Genomic DNA, 22,800 nt, shown 5'->3' on the forward strand with positions numbered 1-22,800 from the left:
TCAAATTTGTGTCCAAAATGAATAGACTCGGCGGTCGAGAAAACACTTTTCCCGAAAATAATTGAAAAAAATTATTAATCACCGGTCAAATCATCATAAATATTGGATAACTCCCTCCTTATGGTATAAAGCATACTCCCTATCTCACCCTAAATAGGTTTCCGTTTTTTTCCTTTTCCATGAAACATGTTTGGATTTCATATAACAATCATGAAAAAAAAGGCCTGCCTAAGCCGTGGCTCAGACAGACCTTTATTCATTTAATATTCATCCGGGATAAAGTGGCTTTTTTCCCCGATATGATACACATGAAGTTTGTGCATGGCACGCGTACATGCGGTGTAGAACAGCTTGCGGTCGCTTTCGCGATGGTACACATCCTCAGAGCCGTTGTATATGATCACCGCGTCGAATTCCACGCCCTTGGCCAAATAGGCAGGAACGACAAGCGTTCCTTTCTCAAAAGCCGGAGTGGTTTTGGCAATTAATCGTGTTTGTATATCTGCTGACAACTGCTCGTGTACGCGTCTACTCTCCTCTTCTGTCCGGCAGATCACCGCGACGTACTGGAATCCCTGTTCATGAAGTTCACGGATATCAGAGACAATCGCTGCATGCAGGTGTTCTTCATCGTTCACCGCAACCACACGCGGAGCTTCGCCGCTTCGATTAAATGGAACGATCCGCTCCCCGCCCGGTATCATCTGCCGCGTGAAATCAACGATTTCATACGTGGACCGGTAGCTTTGCGTCAGATTGATAACCTCCGTATCCTCCTTGCCGTACAGACTTACCAGATTTTCGAGATTGCCGAGTGCCTCTCCATGTGCATAAATCGCTTGATTAAGGTCTCCCAGCACCGTCATTTTCGCTCGTGGGAACAATCGCTTCAGGAATTCCAGCTGGAATCCGGAATAGTCCTGTACTTCATCAACAATGACGTGTCGAATCGACGTGTTCGTGCGGAAACCTTGAAGCAGCTCCTTCAGATAGAGGAACGGAGTCGCATCCTCATACAACAGCGATTTGTTGTCCAGTGACGCAACGGTAAGATTGCAGATTTCTTCCCAATAATCCGGGAGCATCTCCAAATTTCCGGCCGCCCGGCGAAATAACGATTCATCCGTATATAGTTTTCGATACATGCCCTTCACATCCACATAACGGAACCGCTTGATCCAGCGTCTGACCGGCTTGAGCCGATTGCTGATGACCATTTTGGCAAGGACGTCCCTTTCCTTATCGAAATCGTCAAACGTGTCTGCCTTCCGGTTTTGCTTACGTCTCATCGTTTGAAAGGCCCGTTGGTAATCCTCCGTATCCAGCAGCTGGATTTGCTCCTCCACCCACGGGGCGTCTTTTTCGCTCTGAGCAAACTCCGACAGGCGTTTCAGCATCCACTCTTTCATGAGGTCGATACGGCCAGCAAGCTTAACCGCCGCATCATAACCATAGAACTGCGCGGACATTTCGTCGGAGCTAACGATAACCTTACCTTGGAATACGACCGGCTTAAAGAGCATCCCGTCCTGTTCCAGCAGCTCCTTATATCGTCTGATGGTGTCCAGATAAGCACCCGAGGATTTATAGGATATACTCTGAAGCCGTGCCCGATAACGCGGCGAATCGTCCGCATTCAGCAGGGTTTCCGTCTGCGTGAACACGTCTTCGAGCTCAAACTCTTTGCCGAGCCGATGCTCCAGATAGGACTGAAAGGTCGTCTGCTGCATATTGTCCTCGCCAAGCTCCGGAAGCACCGTGGATACATAACTGTTGAACAGCGGGTTCGGTGAGAACAGAATCATCTGATCGGCCCGAAGCGTCTCCCGGTACTTATACAACAGATAGGCCACTCGCTGCAGTGCCGCTGAGGTTTTGCCGCTGCCAGCAGCCCCCTGAACGATCAGCATGCGGGTTTTGTCGTTTCGGATGACGGCATTCTGTTCCTTTTGAATTGTAGCTACGATGCTCTTCATCCGATCATCCGCGCTATGGCTGAGCACCTGCTGGAGCAGCTCATCCCCGATCGTTACACCGGTATCAAACAATACCTTGATCTCGCCGTCATGGATGACGAATTGGCGCTTAAGCAGCATTTCGCCTTTGACCGTACCCGAAGGCGTTTCATATTGGGTCGGACCGGGTGCCCCGTCATAATACAAGCTTGATATCGGAGCCCGCCAGTCGTAAACCAGAAACGTCTCCATATGTTCATCCAAAAAAGATCCTGTCCCCAAATAAATGGTTTCCGTCTCCGTGGTTCCATCCTCTTGAAAATCAATGCGTCCAAAGTAAGGGGATTCCACAAGTTTTCTATACTTTTTAAGCAGCTTGCTGGATTGCAGATGAGCATGCTCACGTTCCGCGAGCACCTGCGACTGCTGTCTCAGGTTGGTGGACGTTTCACCCAAATCGTCCGGGTTGCTGAAGTTGACCGTTACTTCGTCCCAAAAGTCTTTCCGCATATCAATAACGACTTCACGGATATCTCCAACGCTCGCTTCCAGCTGAGATATTTTATTACCGATTTTCGTTGTCACTTCCGTTACCCGTGCCTGTTCTTCTTTCCAATCCTGTTCGCTGATAGCCATTTGTTCATCCCCCTAATATACTGGTTGACAGCGCAAGTTGCCTGTGTTATAATACAATTGTGATATTCTAACCACGAATCCTAATTTTAATGACAAATCATTGCTAATTATAACAATGAGCCCCGTATAATTCAACATCGAATTTCAGAACCGACCCACCGGGCGGTTTTTTTTGCGTTTATATACAATACCATTCCCAAAGCTCACTGCCAAGAGAAATCATCATAAATCTGGTGCATGAAAACAGCCGATCAAATATGGCATCTTGATCGGCACCCTCATGGTGAACTTCACTTATTTACGCAGCCACGAGAACAAGACTTCATCCTGCTCTTTATCATCCGTAACGCGGCTGATATGATCCGCCACACGGTTCAGCCGGTCAAGCTGATATCCGTAATCATACATGGAGGCAGCCACCACTGACAGCCGAAGCCCCCCGGCATTGGCGCCTGGCCCGCACATCACCTGCTCCATAAACGCTTCATTGTTCTCCGCCATGGTCTCAGCTTCGTCCTCATTCGGTTTCAGTTTATCTTCGAATTTCCACAAGATATGCTCATGGTACTTCATTAACCGCTCTAGATTATGATCAAACTTCTCGTCGATTTCTTCGGATCGTTCCGCCTGAAAATAGTGGTTCTCCACCGCATCCAGCACTTCATACCCCTTACGAAGGGATTGGAGCAATTGCTTATACACCACTAGCTGCCTTGCTTGACTGTACTTGGCCCGCTTTAGCTTCCTCTGCTCTTCCTCAAACAAATTGTATTTGTCGGACAACGATTTGATCGCCGATTCCAGCTCCTTCTTCTCCGCACGATACACCGAATCCTTCATTTCATGAGAGATGGCCGTGCGCAGCAGAAGTGACATTTTGCCAAATACAATATGAATCCGCGTGATGTACTGTTCCTTGGGTTTCGGGGGAAACACAAGAATATTGATAAGAAATGCAGATATGATACCGATAATCGTCAGAATAAAGCGATTGAGTGCAAAATCCCATTGACCTGAAGCTTCCATCACAGATATTACCGTGACGAGCGTAAGTCCGATGGTCTCACCCATATTCAGCTTCATACAAATCATAATCACTAAAACACACACCAAACCGACGGAAATAGGCTGATTCGATAAAAAGTATCCTCCGAGCATCGCCAGAATCGCACCGAGCGTACTGGTCTGCAGCTGGTCCAGGAAATATCTCCACGACCTATATATGGATGGCTGCATCGCAAAAATCGCGGCTATGGCGGCAACAACAGGGGATTTAAAGTCAAAGAGCATGGCTAAATAAAGAGCCAGCGTCACGGCTAAGCCGGTTTTGAACATTCTTGCTCCAAACGCCACAGACAGCCCTCCTTACCGAACCCAATTTCACATCTATGGATACACACCATGATACATACTCCTCCGTTTGAACCGCTATTACATGAATTACCCTTGCGCTTCCAATGTTATGCAGTTTCTGATCCAATCCTATCTTCCGGGTTGGCCCGCTTCCCCATCCTCTTCTCGTAAGATCGGACCAGAAAGCCAAGCCAAGCGCAAGCAGCCAAATATCCGCCAAGAATATCGCTTGGATAATGGACCCCAAGATAGACTCTGCTTAGTCCGATGCCCAGAATCATGACGACGGAGATGGATATTAAAGTCCCTCTCCCCGCCCTGCTGTCGATATGTCTCCACAGCAAGTAAGCCAACACGCTGTAGAACGAGAAGGCAGCCATGGAATGTCCGCTGGGATAACTATATCCCGTAATTTCAATTAAGCGGTGGATGTCAGGCCTTGCCCGTTGAAAGACCCATTTTAATAATACATTCAGAATAGATGAACCGAAGACGACCACAATAAGGAGAAGGATCTCCGCGCGGTGCCCCAGTACCCAATATAGCACGGCGATTACAATCAGACATAACATAATCACCGGTCCGATAGAACCTATAAACGACAGCCCGATGGCGATATCCGTGATAAGCGGCTGCTCCCAGGCTTGTACCGTTGTTATGATCGCCATGTCAAACGTTTCCAGGCCTTGCCGCTTTACCAAAGCTGCCAGCGTGACAAATCCTATGAGGCTGATCATCGATATGAGAAAAATCCAACGTTGCCTTCCTGAAGTCGGGTGTAGCTTCTGTCCGCTCAACTCTCTTTTCTCCTTTGCCTTTGTTTCGAACCCGTGTCAATTGGTGAAAACAAGATAATATCATTTTCCCGAGATAAAGGAAAGTACATTTGGGATATACATGAAATATCCCGTAGTCTATGTCAAAATCGCAATGATTACTCTTTCAAGGAAATTTTTACCGCAAAGGAGCATGTCCACATGAAGATTCTCGTTGTCGGTGCCAACGGCCAAATCGGCAAACAGCTTACACATCTGTTGCAAGACCATGAAAGATATACCGTGAGAGCAATGGTACGAAAAGAGGAACAGGCCGCCCCATATCAAGCCGCCGGAATAGAGTGTGTTCTTGCGAACCTGGAAGGATCGGTCGAGGAGCTTGCTGATGCGGCGAAGAATTGCCAGGCGGTGGTATTCGCTGCCGGCTCAGGCGGAGCTACCGGATACGACAAAACCCTGTTAATCGATCTGGACGGAGCCGCAAAAATGATCGAAGCCGCCGAGCAGGCATCTGTTTCGCGTTTTGTGATGGTAAGTGCGCTTCAAGCCCATCATCGGGAATTTTGGAATGAGGAGATCAAACCGTATTATGCCGCCAAGCATTACGCGGATCGCATGCTTCGTCAGAGCAGCCTCACGTACACCATCATTCGTCCAGGAGGACTTACAAATAGACCCGGTACCGGTCGTATTACCGCTGCGGAGGATATCCAGGGCGGATCAATTCCGCGCGAGGATGTAGCACGAACGATTCTGTTATCCTTGGATGAAGAAAATACCTTCCGTCGTTCCTTCGATCTGATTTCAGGAGATACTCCTATATCCGAAGCTTTATCCTCTATTTAAAGAGAATGCCTTTGCCAAAAAAAAATCGCCCCTTAGTATAAGCGGTACGGTTGTATCCGCTCATACTTCAGGGGCGATCTTTCAGTTCTGGTTGAATAATATAACCAGCTCACAATAAAAGCAGTCCATGCCAACGCAGCGCATAGATCGTGAATTGCTTCGTCAAATTAGCTTTTGTTTTGTTATCTTACGCGCCTGTCTTCTGCAGCATTTGATTCCGCAATATATCTTTTACCGCATCCACAGCTTCTTCCACCCGGTCCACCGCCACAACGATAGGCGTGCCTCCCTCATATTGACTGAAAGAGTGATTATACTTGGGATCATAATAATGCTCGAGCAGCAGCTGTATTCCCTGAGCAAATCGACCCTCTTCCAACGACTTGCCGATTTCCGCAGCGATCGGTGTGTGGATCCTGCTTTTGATTAACTGGAAGGCTGCTAAATATTGCTCTTTAAAAGCAGCAGGGTTGTAATCCTCCAGAATCTGACGAACACGCTCGGCCATCGGCAGTTCTAACACGATGGCTACCCCAGACTCCTTCTTCTTCATGAGGAAATCGGGAACGGCAATTTTGCCGATCCGTTTGCTCTCCGCCTCAAACAACAAATACGGCGCAGATTCCAGTTGCTTCAGCCGCTCAACCAATCCCGAATCAAACGTCTTCTGATTATTCGCCTGGAGACCGATATGTCCAAAGATCGAGCCGCGATGTCCTGCCAGCCCTTCCAGGTCCACGACCGGGTAGCCTTCCTGCTGGAGCTGTCTAAGCACTGCGGTCTTGCCTGTGCCTGTCAATCCATGAAGGACAAATGCTTCTGCGTCCAGACTCTTATGCTCCAGCGTATCCAGCACATACTTCCGGTAAGCCTTAATCCCGCCCGTAATTCGGTTGACATGGATATCCATTAAAGAGAGAACGGTTGCGGCGGTCCGGCTGCGCATGCCGCCCCGCCAGCAATAGACCGCCTTATCCCCTTCGATCTCCTTGAATTGCTTCACAAAGCTCGGGAGCTTGGCCGACATTATGGCAAGTCCACGCTCTTTAGCCGCATCCACGCTCACCTGTTTATAAATCGTCCCGATCTCCGCCCGTTCTTCATCATTGAAGACCGGAATGTTCAGACTTCCCGGAATGGTGGAATCCCTGTACTCCGAAGGGGAACGGACATCAATCAAAGTAATCTTCTTCTTGCTTTGCAGTTCCATTAATTCTTTTACGGTGATGTCTTGAAACATGTCTGTTCGCTCCTTTATTGATACAAAACCCGATTCCCTTTATAACTCAACGACAATGCGATTCGGATGGTTATCCACGACCTCACCGATTCTTCCTGCTTCCAGACCTGCATGGCGAAGCTCTGACAGAAGCTGATCGGCCTGCGAGCCATCAACCGCAATAAGGAGTCCTCCTGAAGTAACGGCATCGCACAATATCCACTTATCAATCTGGTCCATGCTGTCCGGGAAATCCACGTCATCCTTCACGTGATCATAGTTGTTTTTTGTACCGCCTGGAATAACACCACCATCGGCCATCTCTCGAACCCGCTCCAGAATGGGAACGGAAGATTTAGAAATTCGGATCCCCGTGCCACTTCCTTTCGCCATTTCAAGCGCATGGCCAAGGAGACCGAAACCAGTCACATCCGTGCACGCATGCACCTCATAAGGTTCCATGAGCTCGGCTGCCGTTTTGTTCAATGCCGCCATCACGGCGGTAACTCGGCGAATCTCCTCATCGCTTAACAGATCTTTCTTGATGGAACTCGTCAGGATACCCACGCCGATTGGCTTGGTCAAAATCAATGCATCGCCTGGCTTAGCACCGGCATTGGTTCTTACTCTGTCCGGATGGACAGTACCTGTAACGGCAAGGCCAAATTTTGGTTCTTTATCATCGATGGAGTGCCCTCCAACCAGGGTTACCCCCGCTTCCTTCAATTTATCCCCCGCACCTCTCAAAATATCCGTCAATACCTGCTTGTCCAGCGTTGAGATCGGAAATGCCACGATATTCAAGGCAGTCAACGGCTTGCCTCCCATGGCATAAATATCGCTGATGGCATTTGCTGCAGCCACTTGTCCAAAATCATAGGGATCATCCACAATCGGCGTAAAGAAATCGACGGTCTGAACCATAGCCAACTCATCCGTGAGGCGGTATACGCCAGCATCATCACTTGTATCCAAACCAACCAATAAATTGGGATTCGGCTCGGCTTGCGGGAGCTTGCGAATGACCTGTGCCAGGTCCGCTGGTCCGATCTTGCATCCGCATCCTCCTTTAGAGGAATACGAGGTTAATTTTATTTTCTCCGATTGACTCATCACGGGTCTTCCCTTCGTCTTAAGAGTTAATTTTAACAAAACACATGCAACAACCCCGGCGTGGATGCATAAAAAACGTCTCATCTACCCCGGGGATAATCTGATATTTGTCCGTTTACTAACACTTGTGATCACACACAATATCTATATTATAAGAAATCGGCTGCTCCAAGTCTAATGGTCTTCCTATTTCTTGCAATTACCGGGAATATCTTTCTTCTGTCTGTCCACAATGTGATATACTAATTGATTGGATATGTAAATCATTTCACAACACATCGGGGGAGTATAGATCATGAATCACTCAAGCGACGGCAGAATGGCCTTTGATCATTCGGATCGCAGAAGAACCATCTGGTTCATCACCATCTTCATCATCATTGCAGCAACAGGGCTAACCTACGTAAAATGGTGGCCTTATTACGATAAAGCGCTCAAAGCTATTATGGAGCACAGCATTGGCTCTTCCATATTAGGTCTGGACCCGGGCAATGCCGTGCCTTCTTGGCAAGCAGCCTGGGAATATGCGGTCACGTATTTTAAAGCAGTTTGGAAAGCGGCGGTGCTCGGTATCCTGCTCGGGACCTTGATCCAGTCGCTGCTGCCCTCCCAGTGGCTGCTCCGCGTACTTGGCAAAACCACCTTCGGCAGCACGGCGATTGGAGGAATCGCCTCCATTCCGGGCATGATGTGTTCCTGCTGCGCAGCACCGATCGCGATCGGTCTGCGTAAGAAAAAGGTGTCCGTAGGCTCCGCCCTCGCGTTCTGGATCGGTAACCCGACCATCAATCCGGCGACACTCGTGTTTATGACGTTTGTTTTGTCATGGAAATTCACCGCGCTGCGTTTGATCTTCGGCATCATTCTGACCTTTGGCGTCAGTTATCTGGCTAACCGCTTTGCCAAAGAGGCGAATCCAGTAGAGATTGACGCGCCAGAGAGCACTGAACAACTCGATGAACGTCCACTGTGGAAACGCTGGTTCGCCAGCATCGGTCATATGATTATTCGGGTGGTACCGGCTTATTTTATCGCTGTGCTTCTCCTTGGCGCCCTGCAAGTGTGGATGTTCCCTCATTTGGGAGCTGCTGCTGGAAACACGCTGCTGGCCGTCATTTTCTTCTCCGTGATGGGAATGCTGTTTGTCATTCCAACCGCAGCGGAAATCCCGATCATTCAGGCCTTTATGGCCGCGGGCCTCGGAGCGGGCCCGGCCGCAGCGCTGCTTCTGACCCTGCCGGCCATCAGTCTTCCATCTCTTCTCATGGTGAGACGCTCATTTCCGAGGAACGTCATGTGGTTTGTTGTTGCTGCCGTGGTCCTGCTTGGAATTATATGCGGTATAGCGGGAATGCTGATCCTGTAGGCCCAGCTCCAACTTTTTCGATTATCTTTTCAATTTTTATTTTTTCTTAAGGTAAACCCTTGGCTTATCTGGTAAAGTGATTAAAGAATGAACCAACTCATTATTACATGCAGTCGAAGGGAGTCAATCATTAAATGAAAGATAACGATTTGCAGCCAAACCATCCGGGGCAACCCGAGGATGAACAAGGACAAGCCCAAGAGAAAGAGAATAACCAACAAGATCCGGGCAGCTTGTCTAATGAAGAAGAAAGAATAGATTCAACCCATCCTGAGTCGATCGAGCTTCACAAGGATGAGAACGAACAGCCTGCACTCATGCATCCAACAGGGGATCAACCGCTTAACGATGAACAGTCCCCTGCAGGTGGCGGCGGCAACGGAAGCAAAGGTTGGATGATCGCTTCGCTGGTATTGGCGGCAGCGTTAATCGTCGTCCTGATTGTCCCTCCGTTTGCCAAGGGATCCGGCAATGAAGCTATAGCTAAAGTCAATGACGTTAACATTACCAAGGATAATCTATACAACGAGCTTGTCAGCGCAGGCGGCAAACAAACACTCAATTCCATGATCACAGAGGAATTGATTCAGCAGGAGTTGAAGAAGAAATCCATTACGGTGACCGATGCTGACGTCAATAAAGAAGTGGATACCTTGAAGGGAAGTTTCCCGTCCGAGGATCAATTCAATAGTGCTCTTCAGCAAAGCGGCATGACGCTCGATGACCTGAAAGAGCAAACCAAAACCCAGGTCGAGCTCAAAAAACTGATGGCCGACAAAATCAAAGTCACCGATGAAGAAATTAAAGAAATTTACGACCAAAACAAAGAAAGCTTCGCTACGCCTGAGCAAGTTCGCGCATCCCACATCCTGGTCGAGACCAAGGAAGAAGCCGAAGCCATCGAGAAGCAGCTGAAGGAAGGCGCCGACTTTGCAGCGATTGCCAAAGAGAAGAACCAAGATGCTACGAAAGAAACCGGCGGCGACCTGAACTTCTTCGGACGCGGCCAGATGGACCCTGCATTTGAAGAAGCAGCGTTCAAATTGAAGAAGGGCGAAATCAGCGACCCGGTGAAGAGCTCCTTCGGTTACCACATCATCAAGGTTACCGATCGTAAAGCAGCCACGAACCCTACCCTTGAAGATAAGAAGGAAGAGATCCGCAGTCAGCTTGAGAACCAGAAGGTTTATTCCGAATCCCCAGCCTATATTCAAGAGCTGAAGGATAAAGCAACCATCACCAATACGCTGGAAGAAACTCCGGCTGAAACGCCAGCAGATCCTGCAAAGGAAACACCGGAAGCACCTGCTGCACCATAAATATTAGTCCAAGCCCCTACCCTTGAGGTATGGGCTTTTTTTAATGCGAAATAAAAAGTTCTTTAAACCCCAGGGAAAACATGTTAGAATGTAAGCGTTATCAAATGTTGATCTTGGAAAAGGGGGAAGCAGAATGATGAAGCACGTATCGGAATCCCGCAACATGTATGAGGACTTCGTGGTGGAGACAGACATTCTGTTCTTTAAAACCGGATCGCACGGTTTGGTCAGCTTTCACGGCAGAAACTATAACATTAAAAAGAGAATGACTGCCGAAAAAATCGCATCCCTGCTCTCCGGTAAACAGTTCTATCATGTCGGCGGAAACTGCTACGTTAACGTAGACAAAATCACGACGGTGGAACAAGGCATCGTTTACTTTGGGGAGAAGGCACCTTCTGCCAAACATCTTCGGATTCCGAGATGGAAGCAAGAGGCACTCAAGCGCCTTGTCGCTGAAGTAAAACAGCCTGTTTGAGAGCAGCGCTCTCTTCAGAATCAGGCGTCAAACACAGAAGATCCCGTATCCGTTAACCGGAAGCGGGATCTTTTGGTTTACAGGGTTAAAGCTTCAGTTTTTTAGCATTGAGTATGTACAGATGCTTCAGCGGCATTGCACCGTTTCTGTACTTCCGGGCACCGGATTCAAACAGAACGTACAGATCATTACCCCTCATGGCAATATTCTCGGACATCGGAGGCATCGTCAGCGGCGTAGCCGCAGCCTTTCCCTTTGCTCCACGAGTATATATGAGCAATTTGCTTGCATTATTGCGGCCGCAGGATTGGCTGTACACAACGCGTGATTTCGTCACCACCGCCCCTTGTATACGGTCAGGTGTACTCCATATATAGGTCGCCTTCCGATTCGACGGGAAACCGTCGCTGGACGTCAATGGATAACCTCGCAGTTTGCCCTTAGGTCCCGGCGCACACTGTTTGCCTCCTTGATCCTCACCATCCATATATTCGCCAATCCATAGAATGCCGTCTGAATACGTGGCATAGGATGCTTTATGGCCGAGCGCATATGGAGTCATGACAATATTGCTGTAATCTTTCTTGCTGCTAATTGTACTCAGCGGAATTTTGTACACATTTTTGCCGGACGCTACCCACAGATGATTTTTGCTAACCGCAAGCCCTCCGACATGCCCGGTATGCTTTTTGCTGCCGCTCTCATACAAATAGAGTGTTTTGATACGTTTGCTGGTTTTACTGCTTGTAATCGAGATGCTGCTGGCTTGATTGCTGTCCTTATTGCCCCAATAATGCGAGATAATAATCCAGTTCTTGCTCGGAACGAGAGTCAGTCCTTGAGGAATCCACTCCTTGGTCCCGGAGTAACCAGGAATGGGAGCGCCCTTTTTGCTGATATCGAAAAACTTTTTGTACTTCGAGCTGGCTGCTTCGACCTCTCCGGGATGAACAAGCCAGCTTAAGCTGAAGATCAGCACTAAGCTAAGCAGGAGAAATGCATAACGTTTGGCTCCCTGTCGTTTACTCACAATCAATACACCTCTCTTCCATCGTCATAATCTATAACGGTATGATTTTCACCTTGCTTACCTACTTAAATGTATGTATTCTGGTCTGGTTGTACCTGATGATCGATAGGGATGCAATGGTATGATCCTACCCCTAACTTGCCCCATATTATGGTAATATCAAATTAAAGGCTTATGAACATAGAGAGGATGATTGCGCATCAGTCCCTATTTTGATCCGAAATATCCGAAAGTTTTTACTGCTTTCTCCATTGAACATTGGATAGCCATTATGGTATTTATCGCCCTTGGCTCGCTGTTGTACCTGTTCAGGACTACAATCGCCTCCAAGCCTTCTTTGCAAAAGACCGTGAGATGGGGGCTGCTTGCTGCACTTTCGTTACCCGAAGCCTCCCTTCATATCTGGTATGCGTCAACGGGAATATGGGACCCTGCCACTTCGCTTCCATTGGAATTGTGCAGCTTGACCCTGTTTCTCTCCATCGCCATCCTGCTTACGGATGAACGCCGTCTATATCCGTTAGTTTACTTTGCCGGAATTGGAGGGGCCTTGCAAGCTATATTAACCCCCAATCTGGGTTACCCTTTTCCCCACTTCCGGTTCTTTCATTTCTTCGTTGTCCATATCGCGATCATATTGACGGCGTTGTACATGACATGGGTTCGAGGATACCGTCCAACCTGGAAATCCATTGCCTGGACGATGGTCTTCCTGAACGTATCCGCAGTCGTTGTCGGTCTGGTCAACCTCGCTGTCGGCTCGAATTATATGTTCCTGATGCACAAGCCGGACACGGCTTCGCTGCTAGACCTGCTGGGACCGCATCCCGTATACATCCTCGTTGAGGAGCTCATCGCACTCGCGCTGTTTATCCTTATGTATGCCGCCTTTTTTGTCATTCCGGATCGCTTGAAACGCAGTCGCCGCCGTAAACAAGAACAAACACCTTTTTCTTCGGCTGGCAGTTGAAGAAGGAGTCCTATAAATATAAAGCGTATGGATTGTAAACGCCCTGTGTATTCGGGTGCGGCAATCCATACGCTTTTTTTCAGGGAAAAGCCTAGACTAATCCTTAATCCTTAAGATACAGCCTGGAGGTTGCTTCCCAAATTTCGCCCGGAGCCAAACCGAACAAGCCGATATCGTCAGCCGGCAAGTCCACGTTCGGTGCATTCACCAGGTTGATCTGTGGCTCGGGACAGAAGAACTTCCGGGATGCCTTGTTGTTCCATACCATCCACTGCTTATACGAATTGCCGACATCATAAACGAACGTTTTACCAAGCTTGGTATCCGTCAATTCCATGCGGTTTCTGCCATTTTGCGGAACGGCCGTGTAATGGTTGTCCATCGAATCGAAATAAGGATTTACGCCGCTTGTCCGAAGCAGTTCTTCTTCTGGCGTCAGAGTCTGGAACTTGCCAGTCGGCAGCATCCGCTCACTCATTTCCCACCGCTCGCCCATGGTAATTCTCACGACGCAGTCATCCGCCGTGCTCCCGGGTGCAAACGGAGCGTTGATCGCCGTGTGGAAGGCTAGCAGGCACGGCATGCTGCCGGTACCCAGATTACGGATAAACACATGCTGGGCCAATCCATCCTGATTCAGTGTATAGCGAAGCCGGAAGGTGAACTGGTGCGGAAGCATGGCATACACGGGATGATTCTCATCAATGGTGACCGAAACTACCACGTAGCTTTCAGCCTCGCTGCTGCCATACTCCTCCACACTCCAGGGAATCGTATGTAAAAAGCCATGGAGGTGGTTGCCCGTCTCTTCTTCATTGATTGGGAACTGATAGGTTTGTCCATTCCATGGAAACCGGCCGTCCTCATAACGATTAGGCGGAAAGAGAACAGGAATGCCGTGAACGCCAGGATTGGATTTGAATGCTTCCATCTCGCCTGCTTCCGGTTCGCGGAGGAACCGGTAACCGCTTTCGTTATCCCTAAAAGCGATGAGATTGCCTCCGATTTCGGGCAATATCGCCGCTTCGTAAGGGCCGTGCTGGAGCCAAACCGCGCGCTCTCCGTGATATGATCCTTCATACGCTTGGTGGTTCATCGGGTCATCTCTCCTCTCAAGTGTGAACGTATATAGATTATCATACCAATGCCCTTAACTTCTATATTTGAGGAGGGATAGTCATTAGAGTCATCCGCTCCCCCCTCACCCCGTTTGTTTAAAATTAGATGCCGGTTAAGACGTAAGTTTCGTTTTAGAAGAGTTTTGCAAAATTGGAGCCGGGGCCGATTGATCGCTTGCTGCAGGCTGTGTGGCCGAGACCAACTCCTCATCCAGTTCTTTCGTGTATTCGAGTGTCTGCTGCTCGCTCCAACCCAGTACCGCAGCCATATAATCGATCACAGGCAGCTTCCATTTTCTCGTCCAATCGATATGAAATAATAGGGAACCCGTGCGACGGATAAAAAAGTCAGCCGGCTTCACTGCCATCTCATGCTGAATCGCATACATCAGAGGAACCAGCACCGATACCGGAAGCGCCGCTGCTTCCGCCTGTTCGGAGCCCTCCTTGGCCAAGCGGAACAATTCCGACACGTTGGAGCCGTACGTTCGCGCCCACTGCTCGGCGAGCTTACGGTCAATTCCTTGCGCGGTGCCGATCTCCGCCTGCTTGCGGACAAAATCAGGGAATTGGGCCGAGCCGCCAACCTCACCGCCGGAAATAGGCAGATTCTTCGTTACGCAGGCACCATACGCTTTCCCGCCGCTTTCTTGGATCCGTCTCGCAACCAGGTCGACGACGGTGCCGGCCATTTTGCGATAGCCGGTCAGCTTCCCTCCGGCAATGGTAATCAGGCCAGACGGGGACTCCCAAATTTCATCCTTTCGTGAAATTTCGGACGGGCTTTTGCCTTCCTCCAGAATCAGGGGCCGGACTCCCGCCCATCCCGATTCAACGTCTGCCGGGTTTAGCTTCACACCAGGGAACATGTAATGAATGGCTTTCAATATATAATCCCGGTCCTCCACCGTGATCAAGGGACGTACGGGATCGGCCTTGTAGACCGTGTCGGTGGTGCCTACGTAGGTCTTCCCGTCGCGGGGAATAGCAAACACCATTCGGCCGTCAGGTGTATCGAAGTACACCGCTTGACGAAGCGGAAACTTGGATTGATCGATGACCAGATGAACCCCTTTGGTCAGCTGAAGCATTTTCCCCTTCTTGGACTTATCCATTTCGCGCACCTGATCCACCCAGGGCCCTGCGGCATTTACGATTTTGGCTCCGGTTACGGACTTGGTCCCGCCACCCAGCATATCCCGCACGGTGATACCGATGATTCGTCCATTCGCATCATAATTCAATGATTCGGCCTTCGCGTAATTGAACAGAACCGCCCCTCTGGCGGCTGCCTCCTTCATGACCTCCAACGTCAGCCTGGCATCATCCGTCCGGTATTCCACATAATAACCGCCGCCCTTAAGGCCCTCCTGCTTCAGAAGCGGCTCCCGCTTCAGTGTCTCGGATGCAGACAGCATGGAACGCCGTTCTCCCCGCTTTACGCCGGCCAGGAAATCATACACCATCAGCCCGATAGAGGTGCTGAACCTCCCAAAGGTGCCACCCCGGTGTATCGGCAGGAGCATCCACTCCGGCGTGGTAACATGCGGCCCATTCTCATACACAACGGCCCGTTCTTTGCCAACCTCAGCCACCATGCCAACTTCAAACTGCTTCAGGTACCGCAGGCCGCCATGCACCAGCTTGGTCGAACGACTGCTCGTTCCTGCGGCAAAATCCTGCATCTCGACCAACAAAACTGACATCCCGCGCGTGACCGCATCCAGCGCAATCCCTGCACCGGTTATGCCCCCTCCGATAACAATCAGATCGAAGGTTCCCTCTGCCATTTCTTGAAATCGATGCCTGCGGTCCAAACTTGAAAACGACTGTGCCTGCTTCACAATGAATCCCTCCCAGTATGATTTACCCTGTTTTTATCTATCGTTACCCTTCCAATGCAAAAAGACAGCAAAAAAGAGACCACGAAACGCGCAGTAACAAACCCCATATCATGAGGTATTCCGCGCCTAGTGGTCTCTCCAAGTCTCCAGACATGTATTCACTTAATGATCATTATACCATAGAAAATGCTAATGAAAAGCCATTGCCGCATAAACGGCTTTTTTCCAGCCGCTGTATAATTGCTCCCTTACGTCTTCCTCCATGGTTGGCTTGAAGCTTTGCCCCATGCTCCATTTGCTGCAGATTTCCTCCTGATCCTTCCAGAAGCCGACAGCGAGCCCCGCCAGGTAAGCGGCACCGAGTGCCGTTGTCTCCGTAATGTTCGGCTGTTCCACCGGAACATTCAGGATGTCGCTTTGGAATTCCATGAGAAACGTGTTGGATACAGCCCCTCCATCCACCCGCAGGGATGTGATGCCATAGCCGGAATCTTCTTCCATCACGGATAGGACATCCCGAGTTTGATACGCAAGCGACTCCAGGGTTGCCCGGATGAAATGCTCCTTCGACGTGCCTCGCGTCAGGCCGAATACGGCCCCTCGGACATCGCTGTTCCAGTATGGACTGCCGAGTCCGACAAAAGCTGGCACCACGTACACGCCATCTGTTGAGTTGACCCGACGCGCATAGGGCTCACTGTCCTTCGCCTCGCGGAACATCCGAAGACCGTCGCGCAGCCACTGTATCGCCGAGCCGGCCACGAACACACTGCCCTCAAGCGCATACTGTACACCGCCATCCAGTCCCCAGGCGATCGTGGTGATCAGCCCATGCTCGGATTTTACGGGCTGGTCGCCGGTGTTCATCAGCATAAAGCTGCCGGTTCCGTAGGTCGTCTTCACCATGCCTTCCGAGAAGCAGGTCTGCCCAAATAGCGCCGCCTGCTGATCGCCGGCTGCTCCGGCAATTGGAACCTCGCGACCGAAGAAATGATAGGAAACGGTATTGGAATATACCTCGGAAGAAGGCCTGACTTCGGGCAGCATGGCCATAGGGATATCTAGGAGTTGCAGGAGCTCCTCATCCCATTTCAATTCATGAATGTTGTAGAGCATCGTTCGCGATGCGTTAGAATAATCGGTCACGTGCGCCTGGCCTCCGGACAGCTTCCAGATCAGCCAGGTATCGATGGTCCCGAATATAATGTCTCCGCGCTCGGCCCGCTCACGGGCACCGTCTACATGATCGAGGATCCATTTGATCTTCGTTCCCGAGAAATAAGGATCAATCAAAAGTCCGGTCTTCTCCCGAACCATCCCGTCATGTCCGGCGGCAATCAGCTCCTCGCAGATGCCCGCCGTCTGGCGGGATTGCCAGACAATGGCGTGGTATATCGGTTCGCCACTATTCCTATCCCAAACCACGGCCGTCTCCCGCTGATTCGTAATTCCGATTCCGGCAATCTGATCCGCCTTCACGCCCGCTTCGGATAAGCATGTCGCAATGACCGCAAGAATGGAGCCCCATATTTCATTGGCATTCTGCTCCACCCAGCCCGGCTTGGGAAAATACTGCGGAAACTCCTTATGAGCCGAGTGTACGATTTCTCCTTCCTTGTTGAACAGGATCGCGCGCGAGCTTGTTGTTCCTTGGTCAAGTGCCAGAATATACTGCTCCAATCAACTTCTCCCCTTCCGCATATGCATTTAACCAAAGATAACGTGCAGGTGGAAACGTTGTCAAATCCATTATTCCGTCAGGGAGAAGCCTAGCAAGTCCTGCAGCAGGACTGAGGCCGCACCCATTAACTTGTCTTCCTCGCCAAGGGAGGCCAAACCGAATACCATGTCCTCCTTCAGAATCGGCAGCGCATGCCGGTCTATATAGCTGCGCACCATTTCCAGCAAATTCGGATTTCCATGCGCCATATCCCCGCCCAGGATTAGCGCTTCGGGATTAAACATATTGACCAGATTGACGATGGCTGCTCCCAGAAGCTCAGCCACCTCCTCATTCAGATCCTTTGCCAGCTTGTCCCCTCTGCGAAGAGCTTCCTTGAATACGGACGGAACAATTTTACTGTAATCTCCCCCGCTGAGCTCCTGGATTAGCGTCGGTCTCCCCGTTGCGATTGCCGTAATAATTCGCGAATACACGGCCATCCAGCTGATGTAACTGTCGAGGCAGCCTACATTGCCGCATTCGCAGCGGATGCCGCTGCGGTTTACGCTCGTATGCCCGAATTCGCCGGCACCGCCATGCTTGCCCCTTAGGAGATGATCGTTAATCAAAATACCGGAACCAAGCCCGTCGCCAATGGAGATATAAATCAGGTTCGCAAATGCGTAATCGCCAAATCGGCGTTCAGCCAGTACAACGGAATTCATATCGTTCTCCACCCAGGTGCGCAGTCCATAGCGTTCTTCAATAATCCGTTTCAACGGAACATCGGTCATGCGAAGTTTCGTGTTATAGTGCACCATGCCCTGACTATCACTCACAATACCCGGCACGGTAACGGAAATCCCGACACACCGCTCTAAGTCTTCTTGGCCTGTCATGAAATTGTCCATCAGGCTCAGCAGCCGCTCGATAACGGCTTCTCCTTGGAGCCCGGCTAGAGGATGCGTTTCCTTCTGGAGCACCTTCGCCTCCAGATTCATGCGGGCCAGCATCATAACCGAATTCGTTATCGCTACAGCGAACAAATAATGATTATCCGGATTGAATTTAAGCAGAATGGGTTTTCTCCCTCCGCTGGAGGAGCCCGTTCCAATCTCGGAAACGTAGCCTTCCTTGATGAGTTCCTGTACGGCTGAGGCGACCGTGGAGGGACTCAGCTTGTTTTTTTTGGCCAGATCGATTCTGGATATGGGTCCCTCTGTGCGGATCTTGTTCAGCACCATGGACCGGTTTAATGCCTGAATCAGCTTATGGTCACCTTTTTTCATATTGTTCAAGCAAGCTCAACCTCTCTATCGTTTCTTCGCATAGTGCGACTTTCTGTATCGGAAAAATGAGGATAGAATCACTATAACATGTTCCAGAACTGAATAAAAACTTATTCCATTACTCGAAATAAGATGTAATGTTAGATCTCATGCTGATTCTCTCATATTGTGAAAAAAAGAATTTAAATGGATTTGAAATCGCTATCTTGAAAAATAATCGAGGGGATTATATAATCTTTCGCAATAGAAGCTGGTTATTCTGTCAAGAAAGATAGCATATCGATGTTAACTTTTTTCGACTTATGGAATAACTTTCGCTTTTTACATCACTTACATAAAGGAGGCGCATATGGGGTCCGCTTCACTTCGAACAAGCCGTACGACCAACCACGCTTGATCAAAAACCATGTGAATTCAAGGAGGGTTATCTGATGAAAAAAAGAATGTCTGTCCTGATTTCGGTATTATTCGTGTTCACCGCGTTACTCTCTGCTTGCGGAGGCGGCAATGCCTCTGGAGGAGAAAACGGCAAGAAGGTCATCAGCGTCGCTCTATGGGACGAAAATGTGCGGGACACGCTGGACAAGTCCATTAAAATTTTCAATGAGAAGCACCCGAATGTTGAAGTGAAAGTGACTTACACCCCATGGGCCGATTATTGGACCAAGCTGAAAACCAGCCTCGCCGGCAACAGCGGTCCTGACGTCTACTGGATGAACGGTCCTAACTTTCATTCCTATGCCTCCTCCGGTCTGATCAAAGACCTGTCTCCCCTAATTGAGCAAAGCGGTCTGGACACCTCGGTTTATACCGAAGCGCTCGTCGATATGTACACCTATCAGGGTAAACTTCACGGACTCCCTTACTTCCAGGATTCCGTTGGACTTTTTTACAATAAAGAATTGTTTGACCAAGCAGGTCTGCCTTATCCCGACAAGAGCTGGACCTGGCAAACCGTCGAGGAGAACGCAGCCAAACTGACGGATAAATCGAACGGCATTTATGGCTTCATCGCGCCGATCGACAGCCAGATCGGATACTACAACTTCATTGCTCAAGCAGGCGGATACGTCATCTCGGACGATAAGAAATCATCTGGATTTGATACACCCGAAGCGCTATCGGCCTTCCAGTGGGAGCAGAGCTTGATTGAGAAGGGTTATTCCCCAAGCGCCCAGCAGCAGCTTGAAACGAAGTCCCGCCAATTGTTCGGCTCCGGCAAGGCCGCTATGTTCCCCGGGATTTCGGTTAACTCCCCCGAGTTGTACAAGCTTCTCGGCGATAAACTCGGTGTCGCTGAACTTCCTGCCGGCAAGGAAAAGGCATCGATCGTTCATGGACTCAGCTGGGCCATCAACGGCAAGACGAAGGTCGAGCAGGAATCCTGGGAGCTGATTCAGATTCTTTCCGGCAAGGAAGGTCAGGAATTACTCGCCGAATCTGGATTCTCGATGCCTGCATACAAAGGCACGGAGGGCGGCTGGCTGAAGTCCATCCCATCTCTTGATCTACAGGTGTTCGTGGACAGCCTGGAGTTCGCCGTACCTTATCCCGTATCCCAGAAAACAGCAGAGTGGCAAGACGCTGAAGTCAAGGAAATTCAGGCGGCTTTTCTCGGAAAGAAATCGTTTGAAGAAGCACTGAAAAATGCCGGCGAACAGATGAATGCGATCCTTGCGACAGAAACGAAATGACAAGCGGCCACGCCCAATACGGAAATTAAGAAAGGACGGTGCAGCCTGTGAGCTCTCCCATCACCGTGACCACAGAACCTCCTAAAACAACAACCAAGCGAAAAGTTGGGAAACTTGCCGTACACGAAGCTGTCTGGGGGTATATCTTCATTCTTCCTGTTGTGCTGGGCCTCGGTCTGTTCTATATGGCACCTTCCGCAGCATCTCTGTTCCTGTCGTTTACGTCGTGGGATGGATTAACTTCACCTCAATTCATCGGATTCGATAACTTCGCAAATTTGATGAAGGACGACAAATTCACCGGTTCCTTGCTCAACACGATGCTGTATACGGTCGGTACGGTGCCATTATCCGTTGCACTCGCAACGGTGCTGGCCGTGCTCTTGAACCAGAAGATCAAAGGCATGGTCTTCTACCGCACCCTCTATTTCATTCCCGTGATCACCATGCCGATCGCGGTCGGCATGGTATGGAAATGGTTATACAACTCCGAATTCGGATTGATCAACCATGTGCTGGGCGTCATGAACCTGCCACAGCCCAACTGGCTGTTCGATGAGCGATTCGCCTTGTTCTCCATCGTGCTTGTCAGTGTCTGGAGCAGCATCGGATACAATGCCGTCATTCTGCTGTCCGGTCTGCAGGGCATCTCCGGCAGCTATTATGAAGCGGCTTCGCTTGACGGAGCGGGGACGTTGTATAAGTTTTTCCGAATTACACTTCCTCTGCTCACGCCCAGCTTGTTCTTTGTCTTGGTCATGTCTTTCATCAATTCGTTCCAGGTGTTTGACCTGATCTTCATCATGATGGATCAACAGACCACGATGCTGGAATCCACCCGAACGGTTGTATACAGCATCTGGGAAGATGGCTTCAAATACTTCAACATGGGTTACGCTTCAGCGCAGGCCTTCATTCTCTTTATCGTTATTCTGATCATCACCATGGTCCAGATGTATATTCAGAAGCGCTGGGTCCACTACCAATAACAGGAGGTGTGTAGATGTGAATACTTCAACCAATAAGGGAAAAGCAAGCCGTCTAGCGGTCCACATCCTGTTAGCTGTCGGGGCGCTGCTCATGATTATGCCGTTTCTGTGGATGATATCCACATCCTTCAAGTCCTTTGCGGACTCCATGTCCGTTCCGCCCCAATGGCTGCCTGTGGAATGGCACCCGGACAACTACCTGCGGGTCATCCAAACCATCGACTTCGGTACCTATTACTTGAACACCATAATCGTGACGGTGGGACGGACGGCTGGCCAACTCATTCTGTGCTCCCTTGCAGCCTATGCATTTGCCAGCTTGAGATTCCCTTTCAAGAACGCCATCTTTCTCGCGCTCCTGGCCGTGTTGATGGTCCCTTCCCAGGTCGTTATGATTCCGAGCTTTGTCATCATGCGCGAGTTCAATTGGCTGGACACATTCTATGTGCTGATCGTACCCGGCATATTCAGCGCCTTCGGTACATTCTTACTGAGACAGTTCTTTATGACGCTGCCGAAGGATCTGGAGGAAGCCGCCAAAATTGACGGCTGCAGTTACTTCCGGATTTACTGGAATATTTACTTGCCTTTATCCAAGGCGGCTCTCGTCTCCCTGGCGATCTTCACCATATTAGCCTCATGGAACGATCTGCTGTGGCCGCTCATCATGACGAGCTCCGAGGAGATGCGCGTCCTTTCCATCGGGATATCCAGCTTCCAGGGACAGCATTCCACCGATTACCCGCTGCTGATGGCAGGCGCCTTAATGGCTACCCTTCCCATCATCATCCTGTTTATCTTCCTTCAACGTTACTTTATTGAAGGGATCGCCATGAACGGGATTAAAGGATAACACTCGGATCGCTCGAACCACGCAGAAAAAGAGTGGACGGAAATGTTACAGGGTTAGTTATTGGAGCAGGCACCATGGGAAGAACCCATGGTGCCGCCTATGCTTTGATCCCGGGCGTTAAGCTTGCTGGTATTGCGGGTATCCGGGTGGAGGAAGCGCAGCAGATTTAGCGGACAGACATGGCGTACAGACCTATGCTTCATTTGAAGCAGCGGCACAGAAGGCGTCGTGGTATTTGAGAGGGTCTTCTGTGCTTTTTATCATTGCGCATCCGTCAATCTAGGTTCAA

At 49.9% G+C, this 22,800-nt stretch carries 18 protein-coding genes; 8 read left to right on the plus strand and 10 right to left on the minus strand.

What is annotated here, in order from left to right; genetic code table 11:
• Positions 1–260: 260 nt before the first annotated feature.
• The 3 genes from helD to MKY48_RS22205 form a co-directional block, all read right to left on the minus strand.
• Positions 261–2,591 (minus strand): RNA polymerase recycling motor HelD, encoded by a 2,331-nt coding sequence (gene helD / locus MKY48_RS22195; protein WP_339290861.1) that lies wholly within the window; start codon positions 2,589–2,591, stop codon positions 261–263.
• A 294-nt stretch (positions 2,592–2,885) separates the two neighbouring features.
• Positions 2,886–3,944: an aromatic acid exporter family protein gene (locus MKY48_RS22200; protein WP_339266314.1), complete on the minus strand. Its 1,059-nt coding sequence runs from the start codon at positions 3,942–3,944 to the stop codon at positions 2,886–2,888.
• Between the two features lie 107 nt (positions 3,945–4,051).
• Positions 4,052–4,741: a phosphatase PAP2 family protein gene (locus MKY48_RS22205; protein ID WP_339266315.1), complete on the minus strand. Its 690-nt coding sequence runs from the start codon at positions 4,739–4,741 to the stop codon at positions 4,052–4,054.
• Positions 4,742–4,921: 180 nt separating this feature from the next.
• On the opposite strand from MKY48_RS22205, the gene MKY48_RS22210 reads away from it, so the two are divergent.
• A complete protein-coding gene (locus MKY48_RS22210) occupies positions 4,922–5,566 on the plus strand; it encodes an SDR family oxidoreductase (protein WP_339266317.1) in 645 nt (214 codons plus the stop codon).
• Between the two features lie 187 nt (positions 5,567–5,753).
• Here the strand turns inward: MKY48_RS22210 and mnmH are convergent, their stop codons facing one another.
• Together mnmH and selD are read right to left on the minus strand one after the other, a co-directional pair.
• A complete protein-coding gene (gene mnmH, locus MKY48_RS22215) occupies positions 5,754–6,806 on the minus strand; it encodes a tRNA 2-selenouridine(34) synthase MnmH (RefSeq protein ID WP_339290863.1) in 1,053 nt (350 codons plus the stop codon).
• A 39-nt stretch (positions 6,807–6,845) separates the two neighbouring features.
• Positions 6,846–7,898 carry a selenide, water dikinase SelD gene (gene selD / locus MKY48_RS22220; protein WP_098747190.1) on the minus strand — a complete coding sequence of 351 codons (1,053 nt, stop codon included), beginning with the start codon at positions 7,896–7,898 and terminating at the stop codon, positions 6,846–6,848.
• A gap of 295 nt (positions 7,899–8,193) precedes the next feature.
• Between selD and MKY48_RS22225 the strand changes: the two genes are divergently transcribed.
• From MKY48_RS22225 to MKY48_RS22235, 3 genes are all read left to right on the plus strand, one after another.
• The gene (locus MKY48_RS22225; protein WP_339290866.1) at positions 8,194–9,264 is read left to right on the plus strand and encodes a permease; all 1,071 of its coding nucleotides are present in this window, start codon (positions 8,194–8,196) and stop codon (positions 9,262–9,264) included.
• A 134-nt stretch (positions 9,265–9,398) separates the two neighbouring features.
• Complete coding sequence (locus tag MKY48_RS22230; protein WP_339290867.1) at positions 9,399–10,583, plus strand: peptidyl-prolyl cis-trans isomerase; 1,185 nt, start codon at positions 9,399–9,401, stop codon at positions 10,581–10,583.
• A gap of 133 nt (positions 10,584–10,716) precedes the next feature.
• On the plus strand, positions 10,717–11,061 hold the full coding sequence (locus tag MKY48_RS22235) for a hypothetical protein (RefSeq protein WP_339290868.1): 345 nt from the start codon (positions 10,717–10,719) through the stop codon (positions 11,059–11,061).
• 85 nt (positions 11,062–11,146) lie between these two features.
• Here MKY48_RS22235 and MKY48_RS22240 read toward each other — a convergent pair whose 3' ends face one another.
• Entirely contained in the window at positions 11,147–12,091 is a 945-nt protein-coding gene (locus MKY48_RS22240) for a hypothetical protein (RefSeq protein WP_339290870.1), read from the minus strand.
• 271 nt (positions 12,092–12,362) lie between these two features.
• Here MKY48_RS22240 and MKY48_RS22245 point away from each other — a divergent pair, with 271 nt between their 5' ends.
• Complete coding sequence (locus MKY48_RS22245; RefSeq protein ID WP_339266326.1) at positions 12,363–13,061, plus strand: TIGR02206 family membrane protein; 699 nt, start codon at positions 12,363–12,365, stop codon at positions 13,059–13,061.
• A 103-nt stretch (positions 13,062–13,164) separates the two neighbouring features.
• Here MKY48_RS22245 and MKY48_RS22250 read toward each other — a convergent pair whose 3' ends face one another.
• The 4 genes from MKY48_RS22250 to MKY48_RS22265 all read right to left on the minus strand — a co-directional run bounded on the left by MKY48_RS22250 (position 13,165) and on the right by MKY48_RS22265 (position 18,975).
• Entirely contained in the window at positions 13,165–14,157 is a 993-nt protein-coding gene (locus MKY48_RS22250) for an aldose 1-epimerase (protein ID WP_339290871.1), read from the minus strand.
• A 135-nt stretch (positions 14,158–14,292) separates the two neighbouring features.
• Positions 14,293–16,023 carry a glycerol-3-phosphate dehydrogenase/oxidase gene (locus MKY48_RS22255; RefSeq protein ID WP_339290873.1) on the minus strand — a complete coding sequence of 577 codons (1,731 nt, stop codon included), beginning with the start codon at positions 16,021–16,023 and terminating at the stop codon, positions 14,293–14,295.
• Between the two features lie 189 nt (positions 16,024–16,212).
• Positions 16,213–17,703, minus strand: a complete 1,491-nt coding sequence (glpK, locus tag MKY48_RS22260; protein WP_076325066.1) for a glycerol kinase GlpK — start codon at positions 17,701–17,703, stop codon at positions 16,213–16,215.
• Between the two features lie 69 nt (positions 17,704–17,772).
• A complete protein-coding gene (locus tag MKY48_RS22265; protein ID WP_339293542.1) occupies positions 17,773–18,975 on the minus strand; it encodes an ROK family transcriptional regulator in 1,203 nt (400 codons plus the stop codon).
• Positions 18,976–19,406: 431 nt separating this feature from the next.
• Here MKY48_RS22265 and MKY48_RS22270 point away from each other — a divergent pair, with 431 nt between their 5' ends.
• Genes MKY48_RS22270 through MKY48_RS22280 form a run of 3 tightly spaced genes read left to right on the plus strand, consistent with a single transcriptional unit; the run spans position 19,407 to position 22,511 of the window.
• Positions 19,407–20,669, plus strand: coding sequence for a sugar ABC transporter substrate-binding protein (locus MKY48_RS22270; RefSeq protein WP_076325067.1), 1,263 nt, complete (start codon positions 19,407–19,409; stop codon positions 20,667–20,669).
• A 47-nt stretch (positions 20,670–20,716) separates the two neighbouring features.
• Positions 20,717–21,658, plus strand: coding sequence for a sugar ABC transporter permease (locus MKY48_RS22275; RefSeq protein WP_076325068.1), 942 nt, complete (start codon positions 20,717–20,719; stop codon positions 21,656–21,658).
• A gap of 16 nt (positions 21,659–21,674) precedes the next feature.
• Positions 21,675–22,511: a carbohydrate ABC transporter permease gene (locus tag MKY48_RS22280; protein WP_339290875.1), complete on the plus strand. Its 837-nt coding sequence runs from the start codon at positions 21,675–21,677 to the stop codon at positions 22,509–22,511.
• The last annotated feature ends 289 nt before the right edge of the window (positions 22,512–22,800 follow it).

The sequence above is a fragment of the Paenibacillus sp. FSL W8-0187 genome, assembly GCF_037969755.1.
In the GTDB taxonomy this organism is placed as follows: Bacteria; Bacillota; Bacilli; order Paenibacillales; family Paenibacillaceae; genus Paenibacillus_AQ.